Annotated in this window: 24 protein-coding genes; 17 read left to right on the top strand and 7 right to left on the bottom strand. The window is 44.9% G+C overall.

Annotated elements, in window-relative coordinates; genetic code table 11:
• The first annotated feature begins 177 nt into the window (after positions 1 to 177).
• The 3 genes from GXP65_RS11015 (at position 178) to GXP65_RS11005 (ending at position 4385) form a co-directional block, all read left to right on the top strand.
• Positions 178 to 1770 (top strand): ABC-F family ATPase, encoded by a 1593-nt coding sequence (locus tag GXP65_RS11015; RefSeq protein WP_005427581.1) that lies wholly within the window; start codon positions 178 to 180, stop codon positions 1768 to 1770.
• A gap of 204 nt (positions 1771 to 1974) precedes the next feature.
• On the top strand, positions 1975 to 2775 hold the full coding sequence (locus GXP65_RS11010) for a glycerophosphodiester phosphodiesterase family protein (RefSeq protein ID WP_162092783.1): 801 nt from the start codon (positions 1975 to 1977) through the stop codon (positions 2773 to 2775).
• Complete coding sequence (locus GXP65_RS11005; RefSeq protein WP_162092782.1) at positions 2772 to 4385, top strand: sulfatase-like hydrolase/transferase; 1614 nt, start codon at positions 2772 to 2774, stop codon at positions 4383 to 4385. The genes GXP65_RS11010 and GXP65_RS11005 overlap by 4 nt, the downstream gene beginning before the upstream one ends.
• A gap of 108 nt (positions 4386 to 4493) precedes the next feature.
• Here GXP65_RS11005 and GXP65_RS11000 read toward each other — a convergent pair whose 3' ends face one another.
• Positions 4494 to 5318: a formate dehydrogenase accessory sulfurtransferase FdhD gene (locus tag GXP65_RS11000; protein ID WP_005427802.1), complete on the bottom strand. Its 825-nt coding sequence runs from the start codon at positions 5316 to 5318 to the stop codon at positions 4494 to 4496.
• Positions 5319 to 5645: 327 nt separating this feature from the next.
• On the opposite strand from GXP65_RS11000, the gene GXP65_RS10995 reads away from it, so the two are divergent.
• The 9 genes from GXP65_RS10995 (at position 5646) to GXP65_RS10955 (ending at position 14551) form a co-directional block, all read left to right on the top strand.
• The gene (locus GXP65_RS10995) at positions 5646 to 6098 is read left to right on the top strand and encodes a DUF3305 domain-containing protein (RefSeq protein ID WP_005427814.1); all 453 of its coding nucleotides are present in this window, start codon (positions 5646 to 5648) and stop codon (positions 6096 to 6098) included.
• Positions 6088 to 6711: a DUF3306 domain-containing protein gene (locus tag GXP65_RS10990; protein ID WP_162092781.1), complete on the top strand. Its 624-nt coding sequence runs from the start codon at positions 6088 to 6090 to the stop codon at positions 6709 to 6711. The genes GXP65_RS10995 and GXP65_RS10990 overlap by 11 nt, the downstream gene beginning before the upstream one ends.
• A gap of 310 nt (positions 6712 to 7021) precedes the next feature.
• Positions 7022 to 8683 carry a 4Fe-4S dicluster domain-containing protein gene (locus GXP65_RS10985; RefSeq protein WP_162092780.1) on the top strand — a complete coding sequence of 554 codons (1662 nt, stop codon included), beginning with the start codon at positions 7022 to 7024 and terminating at the stop codon, positions 8681 to 8683.
• 9 nt (positions 8684 to 8692) lie between these two features.
• Positions 8693 to 9325 carry a molecular chaperone gene (locus GXP65_RS10980; protein ID WP_162092779.1) on the top strand — a complete coding sequence of 211 codons (633 nt, stop codon included), beginning with the start codon at positions 8693 to 8695 and terminating at the stop codon, positions 9323 to 9325.
• Positions 9326 to 9398: 73 nt separating this feature from the next.
• Positions 9399 to 9599 (top strand): twin-arginine translocation signal domain-containing protein, encoded by a 201-nt coding sequence (locus tag GXP65_RS10975; protein WP_005427585.1) that lies wholly within the window; start codon positions 9399 to 9401, stop codon positions 9597 to 9599.
• Between the two features lie 10 nt (positions 9600 to 9609).
• Positions 9610 to 12465 carry a formate dehydrogenase subunit alpha gene (locus GXP65_RS10970; RefSeq protein ID WP_045452372.1) on the top strand — a complete coding sequence of 952 codons (2856 nt, stop codon included), beginning with the start codon at positions 9610 to 9612 and terminating at the stop codon, positions 12463 to 12465.
• An 11-nt stretch (positions 12466 to 12476) separates the two neighbouring features.
• Positions 12477 to 13085, top strand: a complete 609-nt coding sequence (fdh3B, locus tag GXP65_RS10965) for a formate dehydrogenase FDH3 subunit beta (protein ID WP_005427693.1) — start codon at positions 12477 to 12479, stop codon at positions 13083 to 13085.
• A 13-nt stretch (positions 13086 to 13098) separates the two neighbouring features.
• Positions 13099 to 14151, top strand: a complete 1053-nt coding sequence (locus tag GXP65_RS10960) for a formate dehydrogenase subunit gamma (RefSeq protein ID WP_038883705.1) — start codon at positions 13099 to 13101, stop codon at positions 14149 to 14151.
• On the top strand, positions 14135 to 14551 hold the full coding sequence (locus GXP65_RS10955; protein WP_005427687.1) for a membrane protein: 417 nt from the start codon (positions 14135 to 14137) through the stop codon (positions 14549 to 14551). Before GXP65_RS10960 ends, GXP65_RS10955 begins: the two co-directional genes overlap by 17 nt.
• Positions 14552 to 14653: 102 nt before the next feature.
• On the opposite strand, the gene GXP65_RS10950 is transcribed toward GXP65_RS10955, so the two are convergent.
• A complete protein-coding gene (locus tag GXP65_RS10950) occupies positions 14654 to 14836 on the bottom strand; it encodes a hypothetical protein (protein WP_009706097.1) in 183 nt (60 codons plus the stop codon).
• A gap of 120 nt (positions 14837 to 14956) precedes the next feature.
• On the opposite strand from GXP65_RS10950, the gene cobB reads away from it, so the two are divergent.
• Positions 14957 to 15688 carry a Sir2 family NAD+-dependent deacetylase gene (cobB, locus tag GXP65_RS10945; protein WP_162092778.1) on the top strand — a complete coding sequence of 244 codons (732 nt, stop codon included), beginning with the start codon at positions 14957 to 14959 and terminating at the stop codon, positions 15686 to 15688.
• Positions 15689 to 15884: 196 nt separating this feature from the next.
• Here cobB and GXP65_RS10940 read toward each other — a convergent pair whose 3' ends face one another.
• The 5 genes from GXP65_RS10940 to potA all read right to left on the bottom strand — a co-directional run bounded on the left by GXP65_RS10940 (position 15885) and on the right by potA (position 21106).
• Positions 15885 to 16922 (bottom strand): extracellular solute-binding protein, encoded by a 1038-nt coding sequence (locus GXP65_RS10940; RefSeq protein WP_045418766.1) that lies wholly within the window; start codon positions 16920 to 16922, stop codon positions 15885 to 15887.
• A gap of 245 nt (positions 16923 to 17167) precedes the next feature.
• Positions 17168 to 18199 carry an extracellular solute-binding protein gene (locus tag GXP65_RS10935; protein WP_009706099.1) on the bottom strand — a complete coding sequence of 344 codons (1032 nt, stop codon included), beginning with the start codon at positions 18197 to 18199 and terminating at the stop codon, positions 17168 to 17170.
• A 102-nt stretch (positions 18200 to 18301) separates the two neighbouring features.
• Positions 18302 to 19072 carry a spermidine/putrescine ABC transporter permease PotC gene (gene potC, locus GXP65_RS10930; protein WP_005389180.1) on the bottom strand — a complete coding sequence of 257 codons (771 nt, stop codon included), beginning with the start codon at positions 19070 to 19072 and terminating at the stop codon, positions 18302 to 18304.
• Complete coding sequence (gene potB / locus GXP65_RS10925) at positions 19072 to 19932, bottom strand: spermidine/putrescine ABC transporter permease PotB (RefSeq protein ID WP_010447924.1); 861 nt, start codon at positions 19930 to 19932, stop codon at positions 19072 to 19074. Before potB ends, potC begins: the two co-directional genes overlap by 1 nt.
• A complete protein-coding gene (gene potA, locus GXP65_RS10920) occupies positions 19913 to 21106 on the bottom strand; it encodes a spermidine/putrescine ABC transporter ATP-binding protein PotA (RefSeq protein WP_205455500.1) in 1194 nt (397 codons plus the stop codon). Before potA ends, potB begins: the two co-directional genes overlap by 20 nt.
• A 323-nt stretch (positions 21107 to 21429) precedes the next feature.
• Between potA and GXP65_RS10915 the strand changes: the two genes are divergently transcribed.
• The 4 genes from GXP65_RS10915 (at position 21430) to ttcA (ending at position 24828) form a co-directional block, all read left to right on the top strand.
• Positions 21430 to 22227 (top strand): hypothetical protein, encoded by a 798-nt coding sequence (locus tag GXP65_RS10915; RefSeq protein ID WP_005528450.1) that lies wholly within the window; start codon positions 21430 to 21432, stop codon positions 22225 to 22227.
• Entirely contained in the window at positions 22220 to 23056 is an 837-nt protein-coding gene (locus tag GXP65_RS10910) for a glucosaminidase domain-containing protein (protein WP_050913321.1), read from the top strand. The genes GXP65_RS10915 and GXP65_RS10910 overlap by 8 nt, the downstream gene beginning before the upstream one ends.
• A 17-nt stretch (positions 23057 to 23073) precedes the next feature.
• Positions 23074 to 23736, top strand: coding sequence for a DUF2987 domain-containing protein (locus tag GXP65_RS10905; protein ID WP_050905640.1), 663 nt, complete (start codon positions 23074 to 23076; stop codon positions 23734 to 23736).
• Between the two features lie 198 nt (positions 23737 to 23934).
• Entirely contained in the window at positions 23935 to 24828 is an 894-nt protein-coding gene (gene ttcA / locus GXP65_RS10900) for a tRNA 2-thiocytidine(32) synthetase TtcA (protein WP_162092777.1), read from the top strand.
• Positions 24829 to 24924: the final 96 nt, after the last annotated feature.

Genomic DNA, 24924 nt, shown 5'->3' with positions numbered 1-24924 from the left:
GGTTAGGGTAGGTGCCCTTATTATTAGCAAGGTTTATGTTGGCTAAATCTCAAAAATCCGTCCGCTAAAGAGTGCTTTTTCTCATTAATTAATAAAAACAAAACTTGAAGTGTGTAGCCTTAAGCAGTAACGTTGCGCGGTTTTTCCTAATAAACTTGAATTGCTAAGGTAAAGGTTTTGATTTCCACAGCGAATATTACTCAACAATTTGGCGCTAAGCCGCTATTTGAAAACATCTCAGTTAAGTTCGGCGAAGGTAACCGCTACGGCTTAATCGGGGCTAACGGTTGTGGTAAATCAACCTTTATGAAAATCCTGAGTGGTGAGCTTGAACAAACAAGCGGTAACGTAAGCTACGATCCAAACGAGCGCGTTGCAAAACTGAACCAGGACCAGTTCGCGTACGAAGAATTCACTGTAATCGATACAGTAATCATGGGTCATAAAGAGCTATGGGAAGTGAAGCAAGAGCGTGACCGCATCTACTCACTTGCTGAAATGAGCGAAGAAGACGGCATGAAAGTGGCTGACCTAGAAGTTCAGTTCGCGGAAATGGACGGTTACATGGCAGAAGCGAAAGCAGGTGAGCTTCTTCTTGCTGTGGGTATCCCAATGGAGCAACACTTCGGTCTAATGAGTGAAGTTGCACCAGGTTGGAAACTTCGTGTGCTTCTAGCACAGGTTCTATTCGCAGACCCTGACGTTATGCTTCTTGACGAACCAACCAACAACTTGGACATGGACACTATCCGTTGGTTGGAAGACACGCTAAACGCGCGTAACTGCACAATGATCATCATCTCGCACGACCGTCACTTCCTAAACTCAGTATGTACGCACATGGCTGACTTGGACTACGGCGAGCTACGTGTTTACCCAGGTAACTACGACGAGTACATGACTGCAGCTTCTCAAGCTCGTGAACGTCTACTAAACGACAACGCGAAGAAGAAAGCACAAATCGCTGAGCTACAAACGTTCGTTGCACGTTTCTCTGCAAACGCATCGAAAGCAAAACAAGCGACATCTCGTGCTAAGCAAATCGACAAGATCAAACTGGACGAAGTAAAAGCGTCTAGCCGTCAAAACCCATTCATCCGTTTTGAACAGTCTAAAGAGCTATTCCGTAACGCTCTGATTGTTGAAAACCTAAGCCAAGGTTTTGAAGACGACCTGTTTGCTAACTTCAATGCAATTTTTGAAGTCGGTGAGCGCGTTGCAATCATCGGTGAGAACGGTGTGGGTAAAACAACCCTACTGAACACACTTGCTGGTGTACTAGAACCACGTACTGGTGAGTTCAAATGGTCTGAGAACGCGAACATTGGTTACTACGCGCAAGACCACGCACACGACTTCGAAGAAGACCTAAACCTAACTGATTGGATGGGTCAATGGCGTCAAGAAGGCGATGACGAGCAAGTGGTTCGCAGTTTCCTAGGTCGTATGCTGTTTGGTCAAGATGACATTAAGAAGTCAGTAAAAGTACTGTCTGGTGGTGAGCAAGGTCGTATGCTGCTTGGTAAGCTAATGATGCACAAACCAAACATGCTGCTAATGGACGAACCAACCAACCACATGGATATGGAATCGATCGAATCATTGAACACGGCACTAGAGCAGTACAAAGGCACATTGTTCTTCGTATCGCACGACCGTGTATTCGTAGACTCACTAGCAACACGTATCATCGAAATCCGCGATGGTAAAATCACAGACTTTAAAGGTACTTACTCTGAGTTCCTAAAATCTCGCGGTATTGAAGGCTAACTGAAGGCTAACGCTCTTATTGCCCCAAAATAAAAAGTCTAAAGATAAAAAGCCCCAAGCATGCCTTATGCTTGGGGCTTTTTTATGTCCCCCCAAGAACGGAATATTAAAACAGGTACATATTGTGCAAAGGACAACTTAGAAAGCGAACCTTCGAGCTTTCTCGTATTTTGAAATTCAAAATGAGAATAGGGACGGGAATATATGCCGAATCATAGATCAGGCGTGAAAGTCAGAGCCGTTGTGCTCATGCTGTTGACATGCTTAGTGCCAATGCTGGCATGGTTTGCTTATTCTGCGTCTCAAGTACAAACGTATTGGCAAAACTGCACAGAGGTTTGGGCACATAGGGGGCTTACTGTAAGTGCGGAAGAAAATACCATTTCAGCATTTGATGAAGCGCTGAAAGCGGGAGCGAGGGGGATTGAAATTGATGTGTTCTTCGACCCAGCTCAGCAGCGTTTTTTGGTTAAGCATGAACCGGAACCGAGAGAGCAAGAGCTGACTTTAGAGTCAGTATTTACCACCTTTGGTAGTGGTACACAATATTGGTTGGATTTTAAAAATCTATATCGACTTAATATCGATGATCGTAACGCTGCGTTGGAGCGCTTGGTTAGTCTTGCTGACCCCAATATTAGCCGGAGACAAATCGTCATCGAGTCTGTCAATGAACGCGCGCTGTCTACTTTCACGCACCAAGGTTTCAATACGAGCTATTGGTTAAACTTAAATGATGACGTCAGTGACTGGCAGTACGTTGTCTATGGGGTCAAAACGCATATTAAGTATTGGTTAGGTTGGTTTACGGCGGTCTCAACCGACATATCCTATTACACAGACCGATTTCGCATTGCTTTCTTCGACATTCCTACTTTACTGTTTACTGTGAATCAGCCAATGGCGATAAGGAAAATAGAGCACCCCAACATTAAGGTTGTTTTAACCGATATCCCCATATATTCGCAGTTTTCTTATTGTCACCAACAAGGAGGTGAGTCATGAGTCCATCTCGTTTGGTTCGCTCGCAGTCCCTTGTATGCGTTGTCGTCATGGTTGCGTGCATCACTTTCGCCTACGTAACGAATATCGATAAGTTTCATGTCTCGATTGTAAAGGCGCTGATACACGTACTATTTCAATCCATATTGCTCTTTGGTTTAGTGGTGACATTAAACGTCTTTAAGCCGTTGAAATGGTTGGTTGTGCTTTTCCTCGGTATCGTGTTTTTTACACACTTGGCCTACCAAGCACCACTTTCGATTAGTACGATCTTCAGCGTGTTCAATGCACCTACTGAAGAGTCTGCGAGCTTCGTCGCTGAGCATGGGTGGGAAATGCTGAGTACTGTGCTTTGGGTTATCACGCTTGGGTTACTTAGCTCGGCGATAACGGCAAGCAAATGGTGGCGACGCTCTCTCTATGCCGGTTCGATATACCTGTTATTGCCTTTTCTTGTACAGATCCCTAAGGTATACAGTGGTAATGAATTTGCAGACTATATCAATAAAGGTACGGCGCGCGGGTACTCGCACTCTTACACAGCAGCTGAATACACCATCCATAAACTGTCTTTGCGTTTTCCGACCTTTCAAAGCGTGATTGCTATTAAAGACTCTGTAAGTCTGATGACACTGCAAACCGATAATGCGGCAACTTGGACGAATGTGGAAGTATCAATGGAGGCGCCAAAGGTTCTTGTTATTGGCATAGGAGAGTCTCTTCGAGCCGGTAACATGAGTTTGTATGGGTATGAGAGAAAGACGACTCCAAAACTCGATGCCATCAAGAGCCAGTTGACGGTCGTAAATCAGCCGTATGCGGCAGGGAGTAATACTTGGGGGGCGATACCAGCGATGCTAACAAAAACTGGCAATATGCCTAACTTCTCACAATCAATTATTCTTCTAGCGAAGGCGGCAGGTTATCAAACTTTCTGGTTGTCGAATCAAGCGCAGTTCGGTCAGTGGGACTTTTCAATCTCAACACTTGCTCAGCAAGCGGACACCCAATACTTTGCATCAAAGGAAGAAGGAGGGTCTCTGTATGATGATGTCTTAATTGAGCAATTATCCGCAGCACTTGAACAACGCTCTCAACGTAAACTAATCATCCTACATTTCTATGGCTCTCATATGAACTTCTCCGATCGCTACCCTGCAGATTTTGATTCTTTTAGCTCGGGAGACAAGAGACTCGACCAATACGATAACAGCGTTTTATACACTGATTTTTTGCAAGCTGAGATCATTGAGATGGTGAAAAAAGCGGGCGGAGAATATGTCTTTTTCTCCGACCATGGGCTTGGTTCTCCTCACGGAGATTTACCGCTTAAACACGACGTCAGAACACCACCGGATATCGAGTCTCTATACGTGCCATTTTTCTTCACGGGAAACCGAAATATTCCAGATATTAATCATCAACCATTTTCTCTGTTTTACTTTGAGTGTTTCTTCTCTAGTTGGTCAGGGATCACTACGGAAGAGTTATCGGAAGAATACTGTGGGAAGAGTGTTAACAACGATTTTATCGTGTATATGGATTCTAATATGGCAGTGCGTAAGCAAGGTAAACCTGAACTGGTTGATAACCATGTGGCGCAAAGCAAATAGAATGGGGAAGCGCTGAACTTCCCCCGTTGCATTACCTAGGCCTTTAATGCTTAAAGTGTGCACCACTTTTACTATTGGCTAAACGCACAAGCCTGAATGATTGTGTGGTTACTGGTTACCTTTCACGTCAAAATCAATCTTCTCTGCACCAGTAAAGACTTGGAAGCGTAAGCCTTTCGCACGAGCGATAGTCGTAATGCCAAACTTTTTCGCCAGATCTAACCCCATTTGAGTCACGCCTGAACGAGAAAGCAGGACAGGGATACCCATCTGCGCTACTTTAATCACCATCTCTGATGTAAGGCGGCCCGTTGTGTAGAAAATTTTATCTTCCCCTGTCTCTTGGTTAAGCCACATTTCACCAGCTAGCGTATCAACCGCGTTGTGACGACCAACATCTTCCACAAAAGACAGCACTTCATTGCCTTTACATACCGCACAGCCATGCACTGCACCTGCTTTTTTGTAGGTATCGTTGTAATGCGTCAATGCTTCAAGCGCCGCGTAGATTTCAGATTGCTTCAAAGGTACTTGTGGCACTTGGTAATCTTCAAGCTGCTTCATCACGTTGCCGTACATAGTGCCTTGACCACAACCGGACGTCACCGTCTTCTTTTTCAGCGCGCCTTCTAGGTGCTCAGTATTTTCTTTGGTAATAACCGCAGCTGAGTGCGTTTCCCAGTCAATAATGACTGATTCAATCGCTTCAGGATCAGACAAGAAGCTCTGGTTCTTCAAATAACCCAACACAAGCGCTTCAGGGCGAGAGCCAAGCGTCATTAGTGTAACGACCTCCTTCCAGTTCAACATCACTGTAAGAGGGCGCTCACAGGCGATCTGCTTAGTCAGCTTTTCACCGTATTCGTCAAACACTTCCACTTCGATGGTCTGTAGGGGATTTTCACTGGTTTTAATAATGTTTGGTTTTACCACAGTCATATCCTAATGAATGAGAGAGCCAATGCACGCTCTCATTAATGGGTCTATTCGTCTTAACGCTGCTTACAAAGCAATTCTCATTCCAAAATAGCTGTTATGTTGGAAATTGCGAGGCATTGATTCGATTCTGGGTTAATTCTGCGATATCGCAGCAATGACACAGGTGCGAATTTGAATTTCTACTAGTTTTGAACTTAGAGCTTGGTGAAGATTAGGCTCAATTTGGCGCGTTTATTGCTTTGTACCGCTAAAATGGTTGAAAGCAAAGTACAAAATGTCCTTTTCTGTCTTAAAGCCAACATAGAACAAATTGGGTGAGTTATGTCGGATAAGAAACAGTTCGAGAAAAATGAAGATTCATGGCCAATAGGCGTGGATCTTGTACAACATGAGATCAGTACTGGTATTTGGGTTACAACCCAATGGCAACTGACGGGATTTGAAATTAACCCAACCGAAAACACTCAACACGTGTGCTTGTTGCAGCTGCACAAAGACGAGCGCACCGATTACCGCTTTAACCTGAGCTCGCAACAGCCAAAGCTTTTCTTGGTAATGGACAATCTTGATTCTAGTGATACGCCGACGATTCAATTGCTTACGGCGTCTCAAACCGTCGCTGCGCAATATATGGATGGCGATAACCTAGTATTATCAAATGATATGCCGTTAGCCGTTCAAGCTTGGATGGAAGCCTTTATTGGGCGTCACGGTGAGTTGTTAGAAGTAAGACGTAAGAAACGCAAAGGAGCGGGCAGAGCAAATGGCAACTAGTTTTTTTAGCCGTTGGTCGAAACGTAAGTTAGAAGAAACGACAACCGAGCCTACAGACGCGAAGGTTGTGGGCTCTGTTGAATCTACTGAACCAGAAACCGCGCAAGCTCATGAAGAATTAAGCACTGAAGCGCAAACATTGGCTACCGAAGCTTCTGCCATAGAGACTGAATCTCAAGAGACATCCAGTGAAACTACTGCTCCTGAAGAGATGTCTGTAGCGCAGTTATTGGTGTCTGAGGCTTCAGAGAGCGTTAAGAAAGCCGCATTGCGTAAGATGTTCTTATCAGAAGAGTTTAACGTTCGTGATGGTTTGGATGATTACGACGATGACTACAGTAACCTCAAGTCGCTTTCTGAAGGGGTTGCTGAAACACTTCGTGATTGGGTAAAAGAGAAAACGGAACAAGAACCAGCAGAAGAAACGACACAATCAACTGAATCTCATGAAGAAAGTGATATTGAATCGGCTGATGTAGAACTTGCTGAAGGTGCCGAAATTCCCGAAGAACAAAAAGAGCTGGATATAAACACAGTATCTAATAAAAGTGATATTCTAGAGACAAAACTGGCCCCTGAAGAGGTGGGACAAAATATACCACACAAAGAATAGGTACATTTTGACTAAACGCTCAATGAACCGGCTGAGACAAAATGTCCCAGTCGGTTTTTTTATCCCTACTATTTCTAAGATAAATACCTAACCTATTGAAAATTAGCCGATATTTAATTGGCACGACATTTGCTATCTGTTGATCATTACCATTCTTGTTGAAGTTAGATCATTTGCCTAACAGGCAGCGATAACAAGTATTGGACTACCTAAAAGGGGTAGTTACTGACGAGTTAATCAGCAGAATCGCCTGCGCTAACTACAATGAAAGATGGAAGAAACTATCCATGCGTATAAATGGAACTGAGCAATGTTGAAACAACTATTAGAACAAGCAACTTCCAATAACGGTAAAGCGCGTCTGTATGCGTTTGAGAATACCGTTGAGTTGACCAATCTTATTCCACCAACGGTGAGCTACGAGAGTGGCGGTAATACACTGATTGTTGGACCGACTGCCATCATTGAGAGTGCAGCCGCGCAGCTATCTCAAATGAACAGCCTGACACTTCTTTCTACAGACGGAGAGAAAGGCACTAATCCAGAACTGTACTTTGCAAACTCAGTTCAGGTTTCTGGTTTTCTAGGTACGTTTGAAGTGCTTATTGAGAATAACGGTCTAACAAGCAACCTAGCAAAAGTCGCTATCAATAGTGATTGTTTCGATGTTGTTCTCGATCTTTGTCTAAGCAGCTGTATGTCAGAAGAGGTTCCGGTTCCGGGTTACTACCCAGTGGGACGCGGTTATCCAAAACTGGCTGAAGCGCTAGAAGAGATCCCAACATTAATGGGTACGTTTGATAAGCCAAAATTCTTCCGTCTGGATACAGACCTATGTGCGCACAGTTCTCGTGGCGTAAAAGGTTGTGAGCGTTGTGTAGATGCTTGTCCTGCTGGCGCACTATCAAGTGAAGGCAGCGATAAAACCGGTCATCGCATCGAGATTAACCCATATCTATGTCAGGGGGTGGGTACTTGTGCAACGGCTTGTCCGACAGAAGCGATTCACTACGCGCTACCTAATCCTGAAGATACGCAAAAATTCATTGAACGCACGCTAGCGAACTACGAGCAAGCGGGCGGTCTCGATCCTATCGTTCTTATCTGTAGCTCTCGCCACGAGACTTACAATGTGATGGCACTAAAAGCGCTACCAGATAACGTGATTCCAATTGTGGTTGAAGAGCTGCCTTCTATCGGTATCGATACATGGTTCGCCGCTCTAGTTAATGGCGCGACGCAAGTGCTATTTGCAGCTTCTCGCTTTATGCCTGCAACCATCATTCGTGTTCTGAACAACGAAGTGGGTATCGCGCAAGAGCTATTGGATCAACTTGGTATCGCAAAAGAGACCATCGATATCCTTTTCTTGGAATCGCTTCGTGAAGGTCCTCCAACACTATGTACAGATTCATTCGATCTTGCTCTTGGAGATCTTCAAGGTAACAAGCGTCAACGTTTGTTTACTGCGCTGGATGCAATGTCTTCTTCTCGTATTCCGGTTGAGAACATTGTTGAACTGCCTGCGAACGCGCCTTACGGCAATGTCTCTTGTGAGAGCAAAGATTGTACGTTGTGTATGAGCTGTGTGGCAGTTTGTCCAACACGTGCGCTTCATACCGATGGTGAATCGCCATCACTTAAATTCGTTGAACAAGATTGTATTCAATGTGGTTTGTGTGAAAAGGCATGTCCAGAGAAAGTTCTGACGCTAACGCCACGCATGAACTGGGTGAAAGAAGAGCGCCAAAAAGCGGTTGTGATTCACGAAGAGAAAGCCGCGGAATGTATTCGCTGTCATAAGCCATTCGCACCTCAGTCTATGATCGACATGCTACAAAACAAGTTACGCGGTCACTCTCATTTCTCCGATGAAGCGGCGATCAATCGTATCGCGATGTGTGAAGACTGCCGTGTGATCGACATGTTTGAGTCGATGGCAGAAGACCCAATGAAACAACTGAAATACTAGGAGCTCGCAGTGGATACACAACGAGAACAAGAACAAACACTGAGAACAGAGATCTACTTGGTTTTGTCAGCGCTTTTCCGTAGCGCACCAAGTGAAGAGATGATCGAGTTCCTGACTTCTCTAGAAGTTGAACCATCAGAAAGCGCGATGCAAAAAGCGTGGATTGCGCTTCAGCAAGCGGCGAAAGATTCCAACCGCGAAGCGCTAGAAGATGAATACCAAGATCTTTTCATCGGTATCGGTCGTGGTGAAGTGATGCCGTTTGGCTCATGGCACATGACGGGTTCAATGATGGAAAAACCATTGGCTGAAATTCGTCACGATTTGGAACTGCTTGGTTTCGAGCGCGATGAAAATGTGAAAGAGCCGGAAGACCACATCGCAGCACTTTGTGAAGTGATGTCGATGCTAACGGGTGAAGAAGAAGAGCTTCAACAAGCGGTGTTTAACAAACACATCGCACCTTGGTTTAGCTCTTTCACTCAGCAACTAGAAAATGCAGAGAGCGCGAACTTTTATAAGCCAGCAGCTCAACTGTGTGAGGCGTTCTTAACACTGGAACAAGTGCGCTTTAGCGTGAACACCAAAAGCAGTAAGCACAAATTAAAAATTGATGTGAAAAACGTCACTGATTACGAGTAATCGAGCAGTACTTGGTCATATCGATAGAGGGGCAATAGCCTCCAAAGATCTACCGTAAGGTAAGGAAGCAATGATGAAAGATAATAAAGAAATAAACACAAGCCGTAGGGATCTCCTGAAAGGCTTAACGACTGCAGCCGTAGCTGGTGCGGTTGTCGCTGGAACAACAAAAGTGGCAAGCGCTTCAGAAACGGTTGAGCCTTCTGAAAAAGACGTGAAGAAGAAAGGGTATCGTGAAACTCAACACATTCGCGATTACTACGACACACTTTAGGAGATAACGGATGAAACTTGTCAAACGCTCCGACAGTGTGAGCAAAGAAACCAATCAGCTTGGCGTTTCTCGCCGTGCATTCATGAAAAACACCTCGCTTGCTGCTGGTGGGGCGGTTGTAGGTGCAAGTCTTTTTGCACCGGGCATGATGAAAAAAGCACAAGCTAAATCGGTGGATCCAGAAGCGAAAACAGAAGTAAAACGTACCATCTGTTCTCACTGTTCTGTAGGTTGTGGTATCTACGCTGAAGTTCAAAACGGCGTGTGGACAGGTCAAGAGCCTGCATTCGACCACCCATTCAACGCTGGTGGACACTGTGCAAAAGGTGCAGCACTGCGCGAACACGGTCACGGTGAGCGTCGTCTGAAATACCCAATGAAGCTTGAAAACGGTAAGTGGAAGAAGCTTTCTTGGGATCAAGCGATCGAAGAAATCGGTAACAAGGTGATGGACATCCGCAAAGAGTCGGGTCCAGATTCGGTTTACTGGTTGGGTAGTGCTAAGCACAACAACGAACAAGCGTACATGTTCCGTAAGATGGCGTCGCTTTGGGGTACCAACAACGTTGACCACCAAGCGCGTATCTGTCACTCAACAACCGTAGCAGGTGTAGCAAACACTTGGGGTTACGGTGCGATGACCAACTCTTTCAATGACATGCACAACTGTAAGTCGATGCTGTTCATTGGTTCAAACCCTGCAGAAGCGCACCCTGTTGCGATGCAGCACATCCTAATCGCGAAAGAGAAGAACAACTGTAAGATCGTTGTTGCGGATCCTCGTCGTACCCGTACCGCTGCAAAATCGGACCACTACGTATCGCTGCGTCCAGGTTCTGACGTTGCGTTCATTTGGGGCGTGCTATGGCATGTCTTCGCGAATAACTGGGAAGACAAAGAGTTCATCCGTCAACGTGTATTCGGTATGGACGAAATCCGTGCAGAAGTGGCTAAATGGACACCAGCAGAAGTTGAGCGCGTAACTGGCGTTCCTGAGTCTGAAGTTTACCAAACAGCGAAACTGCTTTCTGAAAACCGTCCGGGTTGTATCGTGTGGTGTATGGGTGGTACTCAGCATACGACTGGTAACAACAACACTCGTGCTTACTGTGTACTTGAGCTTGCGCTAGGTAACATCGGTAAATCAGGCGGCGGTGCAAACATCTTCCGTGGTCACGATAACGTACAGGGCGCAACTGACCTTGGCGTACTATCTGACACGCTACCTGGCTACTACGGCTTGTCTGAAGGTTCTTGGCGTCACTGGTCGAAAGTGTGGGAAATCGATTACGAATGGATCAAAGGTCGTTTCGATGACAACGCTTACGGCGGTCAAAAACCAATGAACAGTGCAGGTATCCCTGTATCTCGTTGGGTGGATGGCGTTCTTGAAAACAAAGACAACATTCGTCAACGTGAAAACATCCGCGCCATGTTCTACTGGGGTCACGCAGTAAACTCTCAGACTCGTGGTCCTGAGATGAAGAAAGCGATGCAGAAGCTGGATATGATGGTTATTGTTGACCCATACCCAACAGTCGCAGCGGTAATGAACGATCGTACTGACGGCGTTTACCTGCTTCCTGCAACGACTCAGTTCGAAACGCACGGCAGTGTGACAGCATCTAACCGCTCACTTCAGTGGCGTGATCAGGTTATCGAGCCATTGTTCGAATCTAAACCTGACCACGAAATCATGTACCTGCTAACTAAGAAGCTCGGTTATGAAGATCTGCTGTTCAAAAATATCCGTGTTGAGAACAACCAGCCAGTGATTGAAGACATCACTCGCGAATTCAACAAAGGCATGTGGACGATCGGTTACACAGGTCAAAGCCCAGAGCGTCTAAAAGCGCACCAACAAAACTGGCACACATTCCACAAGACGTCTCTAGAAGCAGAAGGCGGTCCTGTGAATGGTGAGACTTACGGTCTACCTTGGCCATGTTGGGGTACGCCAGAGATGAAACACCCAGGCACACACATTCTGTACGATACGTCAAAGACAGTTGCAGAGGGTGGCGGTAACTTCCGTACGCGTTTCGGTGTTGAGTTTGAAGGTCAAAGCCTACTTGCTGAAGACAGCTACTCTAAAGGCTGTGAAATCAAAGACGGTTACCCAGAATTCTCTGACAAGCTAATCAAACAGCTTGGTTGGTGGGACGACCTAACGGCTGAAGAAAAAGCAGCAGCGGAAGGTAAAAACTGGAAAACTGACCTGTCTGGCGGTATCCAACGCGTAGCAATCAAGCACGGTTGTATCCCATTTGGTAACGCGAAAGCGCGTGCGATTGTTTGGACATTCCCAGACCGCGTACCGCTACACCGTGAGCCGTTATACACACCACGTCGTGACCTTGTCACGGATTATCCAACTTGGGACGACAAAGAAGCAATCTTCCGTGTACCAACGCTTTACAAGTCTATCCAGAAAGAAGACAAGTCTGGCGAATACCCAATCATCCTGACTTCTGGTCGCTTGGTTGAGTACGAAGGTGGTGGTGAAGAAACACGTTCAAACCCATGGCTTGCTGAACTTCAACAAGAAATGTTCGTTGAAGTGAACCCGAAAGACGCAAACGATCTTGGCTTCAAAGATGGCGATGACGTTTGGGTTGAAGGTGCAGAAAAAGGCCGCATCAAGGTGAAAGCGATGGTAACTCGTCGTGTTAAACCGGGTCTGGCGTTCATTCCGTTCCACTTCGGCGGTAAGTTCGAAGGTGAAGACCTACGTCCTAAGTACCCAGAAGGTACGGATCCTTATGTTGTTGGTGAAGCCGCCAACACGGCAACCACTTACGGTTACGACCCTGTTACTTTGATGCAGGAAACAAAAGTAACCCTATGTAACATTCGTAAAGCGTAAGGAGTCTGACAATGGCACGAATGAAATTCCTATGTGACACCAAACGCTGTATCGAGTGTAACGGCTGTGTTACTGCATGTAAGAACGAAAACGATGATGCGCTTGAGTGGGGCATTCAACGTCGTCGCGTGGTAACACTGAACGACGGTGAACCAGGTGAAAACTCAATCTCTGTTGCTTGTATGCACTGTACAGATGCGCCTTGCATGGCAGTTTGTCCAGCTGATTGTTTCGAGCACACAGAAGACGGCATCGTTCTTCACAACAAAGATCTTTGTATCGGTTGTGGTTACTGTCTGTTTGCTTGTCCATTCGGTGCGCCTCAGTTCCCGAAACAAGCATCTTTCGGTGAGCGTGGCAAAATGGACAAGTGTACTTTCTGTGCAGGTGGTCCAAACACAGAACCAGGTTCTCTAGAAGAGCGTGAGAAGTACGGTGCGAACCGTATTGCTGAAGGTAAGCTACCTATGTGTGCGTCACTATGTTCAACAAAAGCACTGCTAGCGGGTGATGCAGAGAAAGTATCTGACATCTTCCGTCAACGTGTGGTTGAGCGCGGTGCGAAAAACGCAGGTTGGACAGACGGTAACGATCTTTCTTACGACGCAACCAAAAGCTAAGTAGGAGAGACACATGTTAAATACTCTTAAACGTGCGTCTCTTGTAATGCTGTCTATGATGACAGCATTACTGCTGACCTTTTCGATGCCAGCGTCTGCGCAAGAAGATACATCTCCAGTAGTACAACAGGAGATGACACAACTTGCAGGTGCAGACTTCTGGCGTCAGGTCAAAGAGGGGCAAGAGGGCTATACCACGTCGAAATCAGCGGAACACGGTGTGCTGATCAGTACTCCGGGTGAGACTTGGTACATTCTTAAAGAGAAATGGATGTCTCCTGCGGGCGCTGTCGCGATTTTCGGCAGTATCGCAATGGTTATCATGGCTTACGTATTCGTTGGTCCTCTGATGCTAAGCAAGCCACGTACTGGCAAGAAGATGAAACGCTGGTCTCGACTAGACCGCGCACTACACTGGAGCATGGCGTTTACCTTCTTAACGCTGGCATTTAGTGGTTTGATGCTGGTTTACGGTAAGCACTTCTTGAAGCCGTACGTACCTACTGAGTTCTGGGGCTTTATCGTTATGTTGGCGAAGCAGTACCATAACTACATGGGTCCGCTGTTCTTCATCTTGCTGATGTTTGTTCTACTGAAATGGTGGCGCAAATCTATCCCTAACATGACAGACATCCGTTGGTTCATGAAAATGGGCGGCATGGTTGGTAAACATAAAGGTACGCACCCATCGGCTGGTTTCTCGAACGGTGGTGAAAAGGCGATCTACTGGTTGTTGATCTTCTTCGGTGCTATCGCTGCAGTGAGTGGCTTAATTCTGGATTTCCCAATTTTCGGCCAAACTCGTCGCGATATGGAATTGTCTAACCTTGTTCACGCGATTTCGGCATTGATTCTTATCTGTGGCTTTATCTTCCACATCTACATCGGTCTATTCGGTATGGAAGGTGCGTTAGAAGGTATGGTTACTGGTGAAGTTGACGAGACATGGGCGAAAGAACACCACGATCTTTGGTACGAAGAAGTGAAATCCAAAGAGGCGATGGGCGAAACAGACACAGCACAAACGGAAGTAAAAGGAGCGAAGACGAATGAACAAACCTCATAACGGGATTTGGGTTGCGTACATCCTGAGTTGTTTGACCCCGTTTACGTTCTTGATCTCAGGCGTTGTCGCAATCATTTACGCTGGGTACCGTTTGGATAAAGGCGAAGACAGCGACGTAGTGAACTCACATTACTACGGCTTGATTCGTACTTTCTTCCTATACCTAACGTTCTTTGTTGTACTTATCGTTACGGTAGCAACATCAAACGGTGTATTGATTGGTGTGAGTGACTACTGGATGCATAGTACGTTGCTGGACTCTGTTGCGTACTTTATCCCTTGGATTGGTATGCTGTTTGCTGCGTTGGCAATTCTTGTGTGGTTCCTACGTATGTACCAAGGTATGAACCAACTGCGCAACAATATGCCGCACAGACCGTCTACAGGCCCAAACCTGTAAAACTTATGGCGTTGCAGAGAAATCAAAAAAACAGTCTGTAAAAATGCAAAACCCTCGAAATAGCTCGAGGGTTTTTTATATCGTCTTTACAAGAAATACTGACTAGCAGTTTCCTTTCTTAGCTTGTCCCGGCGGACAGAAATCACCACCATGAACTGGGTGGTCATTATCTTTGTCATTGGTACTCACTTTGACTTTTACGTCATCGAATTCACCCTCAACATTTGTAAGCTGACACCCTGCTAAAGTACCCAATAATATAAGGACAAGAGATACACGTCTCATTGCTTTGCCTCTCAATTTATCATTCTAATTAGGACCACTACGACCATGGTCTAATCCATATTACTACTGTTGTTATTCGTTCAGTGTTAAGCTAATGAAAAAGAACAACAAGGATAGGTTATGAATTTCCCTTATAGAAATATTGTAGTACTTACTGGCGCAGGCATCTCAGCTGAGTCTGGTATTCAAACATTTCGAGCTCAAGATGGTCTTTGGGAGAATCACCGCATTGAGGATGTCGCAACACCAGAAGGGTTTGCGCGCGCTCCCGATCTTGTTCAATCGTTCTATAATCAACGTCGCAAAAAACTGCAGGGTGAAGATATCAAGCCTAATGCTGCTCATATCGCGCTAGGACGCTTAGAGGAGCAGTTGGAAGGCAAAGTAACTATCATCACTCAAAACATCGACAACCTGCACGAGAGAGGCGGCAGCGCCAATATTATTCACATGCATGGTGAATTGCTTAAAGCGCGTTGTAGTGAATCCAATCAAGTCATCGAGCATTCAGAAGACATTGAAACTGGCGAGTTGTGCCATTGCTGCCAAATTCCTTCGCAAATGCGCCCACATATTGTTTGGTTTGGTGAAATGCCACTGCGCATGGGAGAGATCTACGCGGCATTGGAAGAAGCAGACTTGTTTATTTCTATTGGTACATCTGGTGTCGTATATCCAGCCGCAGGCTTTGTGCATGACGCAAAGATGCACGGTGCGCATACCATTGAGATCAACTTAGAACCAAGTGCCGTCGAGAGTGAGTTTGAAGAGAAGCGTTACGGTAAAGCAAGCATCGAAGTGCCAAAACTGGTAGACGAGATTCTTGCTCTGGAAAACGAAACTAGCGCTTAAACAAGTTGGTAGAGTATCCATATAAGAAAGGCATCGAAGTGATTCGATGCTTTTTTGTATTTTGGTGCTTTGTATTTTGAAACTTTGTATTCTGGCGCTTGGTAATTTGAGCAGGATAGCTGGAGATACAAATAGTAAGTTTCAGATACAAGAAAAGCGACCGAAGCCGCTTTTCTAAACTATTTCGACAGACTGATTAGTTGTCTACTTTTAGCTTTTGGAAGTACTCATCGTAAAGCACGCTTGCTTCACCAACTTCGTCTTGCCATGTACCGCTGTCCATCACTTCTTGTGGTGGGAAGATGCTTGGATCGTTAGCAAATTCTTTCGGTAGAAGCTCGTGCGCCGTTTTCACTGGAGTAGGGTAACCTATCTCTAGTGCAATCTTAGCAGCGTTCTCAGGACGTAGTAGGAAGTCGATCATCTTATGAGCTGCATCAACGTTCTTCGCGCCAGCTGGGATTGCTAGGCTGTCCATCCAGAAGATAGTGCCTTTTTCTGGCCAGATGATATCGATGTTCGCGCCTTCTTGACGAGCCATGTAAGCAGAACCGTTCCAAAGCATACCAAGTGATACTTCACCTGCTAAGTATGGGTTCGCTGGGAAGTCTGAGTTGAATACCAATACGTTTGGCATTAGCTTTTTCAGTTCTTCGTAAGCGGCTTTGATCTCATCTGGGTTAGTCGTGTTTGGCGAGTAACCAAGCTTAGTCAATGCAATGTGGAATACTTCGCGAGAATCATCCATCAGCATTAGTTGACCTTCCCACTTGCTATCCCAGAAATCATCCCATTTAGAAACAGACGATTTGTCTAGCATGTCAGCATTGATACCAATACCAGTCGCCCCCCAAATGTATGGGATAGAGTAGTTGTTGTTCGGGTCGAACGGCTTGTTCAGGAAGTTGGTGTCTAGATCAGCAAAGTGAGACAGTTTCTCTTTGTCGATCTTTTGCAGCATGCCTTCTTTACGCATTTTAGATACGAAATAGGTAGACGGTACTACCAAGTCGTAACCAGAACCTTGAGTTTTCAACTTCGCGTACATGCTCTCGTTAGACTCGTACGTAGAGTAGATAACTTTGATGCCAGTTTCTTTTGTAAAGTCTTCAAGAACTTCGTTTGGAATGTATTCCGACCAGTTGTAGAAATACAGTTCTTGATCAGCAGCCATTGCAGGGGTAGCGATTAGCGTCGCCGCACACAGTGCGCTTGCGTAGAATTTACTTTTCATTTTATTTCCGTTTTGTTCAGCAATAGGACAAATCAATACTAGTAACAGAAATCGATTTGAGCCAAATTGCGATAAGCACAATCCTGTTTATTTGGAGTACGAATGATGAGCGTTATGACTTCGAGAGACGATAATGTTCATAGCCGCAGCAAATAAACCTAGCAACGTGTAATTATATCAGTCAATTACAAAAATAGGCAGCGTATTGCTGCCTATTTTCATTTACTAGATGGCTTATTAAGCGATTATTGACCCGCTTTCAGCTTCAGGAAGTAATCTTCGTACTTCACTGTCATGTCGCCAACAGAATCTTGCCATTCAACGCGGTCAAGATCTTCTTGAGAAGGGAACAGTGGCGCAACGTCTTTGAACTTAGCGTTAGATTCTGCAACTGCTGTTAGGTAACCCGTATCAGCCGAGATTTGCTCTGCGATTTCTGGACGTAGTAGGAAGTCGATCATCTTGTGAGCTGCTTCTACGTTCTTCGCACCAGAAGAGATTGCGAAGTTATCGACCCAGCCGATACCGCCTTCTTTAGGGAATACAAGCTTCAGGTTCATACCTTCGTTTTGAGCTGCTGCTGCGCTACCGTTCCAAAGCATACCAACGCCAACTTCGCCAGACATGTATGGTGCACCTGGGTTGTCAGAGTTAAATACTAGAACGTTAGGCATTAGCTTTTGTAGCTCAGCGTACGCTTCATCGATTTGTTTTGGATCCGTAGAGTTACCAGAGTAACCTAGTTTGCGTAGCGCAATGTGGAACACTTCACGAGTGTCATCCATTAGCATTACTTGACCTTCAAGCTCAGGTTTCCATAGGTCAGCCCAGCTTTGGAAGTCATTTGGATCGTACATGTCAGCGTTCACCGCTAGACCTGTAATCGCCACAACGTGAGGAATAGAGTAGTCGTTATTTGGATCGTAAGGCTTGTCTAGGTAGTTCTTGTCTAGGTTGCCGAAGTTCTTCAGCTTAGTCTTATCGATCTTTTGTAGCATGCCTTCATCACGCATCTTCGCTACGAAGTAGGTTGAAGGTACTACTAGGTCATAACCTTGGTTATGAGTTTTTAGCTTTGCATACAAAGTCTCGTTCGACTCGTAAGTCGAGTAGATCACTTTGATGCCAGTTTCTTTAGTAAATTGCTCTAGGATATTACTGTTGATGTAAGGACCCCAGTTCATAAATACTAATTCTTTATCATCCGCTGCCGCTGTACCAGAGAACAGAGAAAGCGCACATGCACTACCAGCTAATAGAGTAGCCCATTTTTTCATTGACGTTAGCTCCAAACCAAACGTTGTCCAATTTTGGACGATAGATAGAAAAACAGAATGGCATGTAACCATTCTGTTTCGTGATTTTAACGGGTGCGGATTCTACTTCACTTTTTCTCTTGCTAGCAACTGAGAAATTACTACCAAGACCAAAGAAACAATCAACATCACCGTTGCAAGGGCGTTCACTTCCGGTGAAATACCCACCTTAACCATTGAGTAAATCTTCAATGGTAGGATTTCGTATGTTGGGCCTGTTACGAACGAGCTAATAATTACATCGTCCAGAGACAGGGTAAAGCTCAGTAGCCAACCCGCAGCAACCGCTGGCTTAGCAAGAGGAAGGATGATCTGTTTCAAGATTACCCATTCGCTTGCGCCAAGGTCTTTTGCTGCTTCCAACATCTTCACATCAAAGCCGTTTAAGCGGCTGTACACTGTTACCACAACAAACGGTAGACAGAAGGTGATGTGAGCAATCAATAGAGTAAAGAAGCCAAGCTGTGCGCCTAATACTAGGAACAGAGCAAGCAATGAAATCGCCATTACAATATCTGGAGACATCATTACGACAAACAGCATGCCGTTTACCGCACCTTTACCTTTGAACGAGTAACGGAATAGGGCAACTGCTGTCAAACTACCAATAATAGTAGCAGCTGTTGCAGAAAATACCGCGACGTTCAATGAATGCCATGCAGCCTGCATTAGGCTGTCGTTATTAACTAAGGTTTCGTACCACTTGGTGGTAAAACCACCCCATTTCATACCAAATTTGTTGGCATTAAATGAGTTAACAATTAAGACGATGATTGGCAGATACAAAAATGCATATACCAGCGCCATAAAGCTAAATCTAACTGTGCGTCCCATTAGTCTAGCTCCACTTTCTTATTCAATAGTTTGCCTGCTCTGTAGTAAGCGTAAAGCATCACAGCCATTGCGAAGGTGAGGGCGATACTGGTCGCAGCACCAAATGGCCAGTCACGAGCGTTCAATACCTGACTCTTAATAACGTTACCGATCAGTAGGTTCTTCGCGCCGCCAAGAAGGTCAGAGATGTAGAACATACCTAGTGCAGGTAGCAGAACCAACAAACAACCACCGATAATGCCAGGCATTGTCAGAGGTAGAATCACTTTAGTAATGGTTTGGAACTTGTTCGCACCAAGGTCTTTTGCGGCCTCGATGTATGTGTTGTCTAACTTCTCGATTGCCGAGTAAAGCGGCAAAATCATAAATGGAAGCAAGATGTACACAAGACCGATCATTACTGCTGTTTCGGTATACATTAAACGCATCGGCTTATCGATGATTTCCATTGCCATCAAAGATTTGTTCAAAATGCCCTGAGTACCTAGAACAATCTTTAAGCCGTACGTACGGATCAGAGAGTTAGTCCAAAACGGTACAATCACCAAGAACAACATGAACGGACGCCATTTTTCAGGCATTTTCGCTACGATGTAAGCAAATGGATAACCAATCACCAAACACAACAAAGTTGCGATGATCGCCATGTAGAAAGAGTGCATCAGCACTTTTGCATACAGAGGATCGAGTAGGCGAAGGTAGTTGTCGAAAGTAAACGTTAATTCAATTAGGTTCGCTTCATCACGCGTCAAGAAACTCGTACCGATAATCATTAGGTTTGGTACTAACACAAACAGTGTTAGCCAGCCAACGATTAGGGTAATGATCGCGTTCTGAAGATTAAGCTTCTTGCTTATCATTTAGTACTACCTCCCAGCTCTCAACCCAAGTAATAGCGACTTTCTGGCCGAGTGAGTGGTCCACATCTGGATCATCTTCGTTAAAGAATTCGCTTACCATCACGCGCATGCCTGAATCCAACTGGATAACTGAATCAAGCGTCATACCTTTATAGGTACGCTCTGTTACGTGACCTACGATGCCTTTTTCTTCAGACTCTTTGATCTCTTCGATGCGTAAGTCTTCTGGGCGAAGTAGTACTTGTAGTTTGTCACCGGATTGTGCTTCTTGATCGTAGTAAACAACGGATTCAACGCCTTCGATTTCTGCACGGATACGTTTCTCGTCGATACGCTCTAGCATGGTTGCATTGAATACGTTGATCTCACCGATAAAGCGAGCAACAAATAGGTTCTTAGGCTCTTCGTAAATCTCACGTGGAGAGCCGTCTTGTTCGATAACACCGTCACGCATAACAATAATGCGGTCAGACATCGATAGAGCTTCTTCCTGATCGTGCGTAACGAAGATAAAGGTAATACCAAGTTGACGCTGAAGCTGTTTAAGCTCGATTTGCATTTGCTTACGTAGTTTGTAATCAAGTGCAGATAGAGATTCATCTAGCAGCAGTACTTTTGGTTTGTTAACAACCGCACGCGCAATTGCGATACGTTGTTGCTGACCACCTGAAAGTTGGTGAGGCTTACGCTGTGCCATTTTTTCTAGGCGAACCATGCGTAGCGCATCCATAACTCGTGGCTCGATCTCTGCAGCAGGTGTTTTCTGCATGCGAAGACCAAAAGCAACGTTTTCAAATACGGTCATATGAGGGAAGAGTGCGTAACTCTGAAATACCGTGTTGACGTGCCTTTGCTCTGCAGGAACCTGTGTTACATCTTGGTCATCTAGTACGATTTGACCGTTATCTGCCGTCTCAAAGCCCGCGATCATGCGTAAAACCGTTGTTTTACCACAACCAGAAGGACCAAGAATCGTCAGAAACTCACCATGATTAACATCCAGATTTAAATTACCGATGATTTCCTTACCATCGAAACTTTTGCTAATACCAGATAGACGAACTACTGGCTTTCCTGCTTGCTGTTTAGCGTTCAACGTCTGTATTTCTCCCACGTTCAAATTGGGTTGTATCCAATTGATGTGACATAAGTCATTCACTTTTGAGGCGCGCATCATAATCACCAAAATTGTGAAATCAAAGCATTTTCTTATCTTGAAACAGAAAAAATTTTGCAGGCAAAAGTAAACATTCCTTACCATACTGTTTTTATAGGGGTATTTGCATTTCCGCTATATATAGGTGAGGTATTGATTTCTTGTGCAAATGTTTTCAATTTCATGGATTTGCGAGTGGTTAATTATCGACCAAATAGCAAAGATTGCAAGTATTGAAGCCGAGATCTGATTTTAGACTTGGCAAGATTTCTTTATAATGACGCCCTTATTAATTAACTGGTTTTCCAGAAAAAATTTTACAAGTTAGCCTTGGATAAAATATGAACAACGATTTTGAGAAAGATTTCAACCTTGGAGGGAGTGTAGAGCGAGCTCTTTCTGGCAAGTATGAACTGAAGGCAGGTGCTGTTTTTAGTGAAGCTTGGCGCACTACCATTCAACAGTTTCTGTCCTTCTCACCAGCGATCATTCTATTGCTCTTCGTTCAGTTGGGCATTTTCTATATTGCTTTGCAGCTTCAATTGGGTGATCCCGCAGTCATTCTTGATGCCATCCAAACTCCAGAGTCTTTTACTGCTGACATCGTATCCGCTATTTATGTGGCTAACTTTAGTTACGAAGTGATCAGTGCACCGATTTACGCTGGCATTAGTCTAATGGCGATGAGTCACGTAGCAGGTCTTAAGACGAAAGTGCGCCATGTGGGCAAAGGTCTTCAGTTTACCGTTCCAGTGATTCTAGCTACGTTGTTTAGCTTGATGATGCAGGGCGTAGCAGGAATGATTTTCCCGTTGTTATCTCTGTACCTTTCTCTAGCATTTAGCCATTCTATCCTATTGATTTGTGAGAAAAGAGTGCCACCTATGCAGTCACTTCTTTTGTCACTTCGTGCCATCAACAAGAAGCTTTTTGTCGTCGCAGGGCTTTACTTAGGCGTGATGTTGATGTTTATTGTTGCTGCAATGTTCTACGGAATTGGCTTGATCTTCGTGCTGCCGTTCTTCTTCCATTTGAAGGGGATTCTGTACCGCGAAATGTTTGGGATTAAGTTGAAGATCGTAGCAACACAGCAAAATGATAACGATCACGATGGTAATTCTCAGGTGTTTGATGCCTAAATCTTTAAAGTCAATGAGTTTACGAGTGGCGGCTATCACAATAGCCGCCACTTTTGTTTCTGTTGGACCATATTTGCACTACGACCGCGTATATCGCAATACTGCTGATTCGCAAGCGGTGCATGGTCCTGTTAATCACTTGGATTTGTCGAACCTTCCTTATATTGGTGATATTCCTGATTTCAACTCGATTAAGGACACGAAAGATAAGAAGACCGCCTTCTTCGACTTTCTGCGCCCGAAAATTGCGTTAGAAAATCAACGTATCGAGAAAGAGCGCGCATTCTTAACGTCTCTGAAAATTGGAGAAGTTGGCTCTGAGCAGACGTCTTACGCTGAGCGTTTGGCTGCACTTTATTCCTATCCATTGAAGGATGATACAGTCACACAAGCTTGGTTGGATGAAATGCTCAAGCGTGTCAACGTGTTGCCTGAGGCACTGGTTTTAACCCAAGCAGCCAATGAATCTGCGTGGGGAACCTCTCGTTTTGCCACTCAAGCAAACAACTTGTTTGGTCAATGGTGTTATAAGAAGGGCTGCGGAATTGTCCCGGCACATCGTGGGGCAGGAAAAACGCATGAAGTAGAAAAATTCGACTCGGTACAAGAGTCGGTGCACGGTTACTTTATGAATGTGAACCGCAACCGTGCTTATGCTGATTTACGCGATATTCGCGCTAATTTAGCAAAGAAACACAAGGATTTGTTATCTGTGGCGACGGCATCAGAGTTGACTCATGGCTTGCTCGCGTATTCTGAGCGTGGCATCGCCTATGTTAATGACTTACGAGCTATGATTCGTCACAATAACGCTTACTGGACACAATAGAAGAAATAACGGATCGGATGAAGAAGTTAAGCCTAAGTTTACTAGGCAGTGCGGTACTGGTCTTAGCATCGCCTGCAACTCACGCGCAAGAATACATGTTTACGTATTCTAAGCTCTACACACAATTGAAGAACAATGCGAAAGAAGGGCATGACGACGTTAAAGTTGGTGTGTTCTTTGTCGACGCAGACACTAAGAAATTGTGTGAGATAGAAAAAGCATGGATGGAAAAAGAAGAGCACTACGAAGAGTTTGTGATTCCGGCTTCTAAAGAGCTTCCAATTCCGATCGACAAGAACTTAAAGTCAGCAAACCCTCTTGTCTTCGTTCAAACACCAAAAGACACGCGCTGTGATTACTCTTTAGTTGTGATGACCAAAGAGCCATTACAGGGTAACGTATCTTACGAGCAACTTACGCCTTTGATGCCCCAAATGCAGGCTTTGCTTGAAGATTTAGGCGGTATGTTTGCAGGTTGGTTCACTCCAGAGGTTCAAGGCGTGACGATGGAATTTGCTGACGAGTTGAATGACACCATTACATTCTCCAATGGCACAGAAAAAGCCATAGTGAATGGTAAAGTTCAAGTCGCACTGAGTGATATTGGTGAAGGCGGACATATGACGCTTCCTCAACCAACGACTCGCGTTCTGCCTTATCTACCCAACGCGAAAAAGTAATCGTGATTTGATTTTGAAAGAGCTGCCTTGGCGGCTCTTTTTTGTTTTTATTGCCCATCGCGCTGTTTTAGAGTGCATTTATTGACGACTCGGTCACACAAACATTTAATCCTGCGTAAAAAGCTCGTATAATCCACGCCCCATAGAAACCCATGTTAGGAAGCCCTAGTCGATTTATCGGCGATGTGAGAGCCCGCAATGAACCAAGTAGATACAAGAAAAGAAACCCTAGAATTCAACAAGCTTCAGAAGCGCCTAAGAAGAAATGTTGGAAATGCCATTACTGATTACAACATGATCGAAGAAGGCGATGTTGTAATGGCATGTATTAGTGGTGGTAAAGATTCATTTGCGATGCTTGATATCCTGTTGAATCTACAAAAGGCAGCACCGATCAAGTTTGACGTGGTTGCAGTTAACCTTGACCAGAAACAACCTGGTTTCCCAGAGCACATTCTCCCAGATTACTTTGAAACGCTGAACATTCCTTACTACATCGTAGACAAGGACACTTACTCAGTTGTTAAAGAGAAAGTGCCAGAAGGCAAAACAACGTGTGGTCTATGTTCACGTCTTCGTCGTGGTACGCTTTACTCATTCGCAGAGAAGATCGGCGCGACTAAATTGGCGCTTGGCCACCACATGGATGATATCGTAGAAACGATGTTCTTGAACATGTTCCATGGTTCTCGTCTTAAAGCGATGCCTCCAAAGCTTCGTTCAGATGATGGCCGTAACGTTGTGATTCGTCCACTGACATACTGTCGTGAGAAAGACTTAATCAAGTACGCTGAGCACAAAGAGTTCCCAATCATTCCTTGTAACCTATGTGGCTCACAAGAGAACTTACAACGTCAATCAATCAAGGCAATGCTTATCGATTGGGACAAGAAAACACCTGGTCGCGTAGAAGCTATCTTCAAGTCAATCCAGAACGTAAGCCCAAGCCAGCTTGCTGACCGTGAATTGTTCGACTTTGAAAACCTTCCATTAGACCGTGAAGGTAACCGCGAAGAATACGAATTCAGTGAAGCTGTAGTTTCTTCGACAAACATCGACGAATCAATGTTTATCGATGTAACCAACATCTAATTCGAAAAGAGGGGGCTAAAATCAGCCTCCTTTTTAATTTGCGCGCTTAGGTCCGTGAACAGAATAAAAAATCCCCCAACAATTGGGGGATTTTCA

Source organism: Vibrio sp. LB10LO1 (genome assembly GCF_010092875.1).
In the GTDB taxonomy this organism is placed as follows: Bacteria; Pseudomonadota; Gammaproteobacteria; order Enterobacterales; family Vibrionaceae; genus Vibrio; species Vibrio campbellii.
The sequence above is the reverse complement of the archived record's forward strand: the minus strand, read 5'-3'. Positions and strand labels throughout refer to the sequence as shown.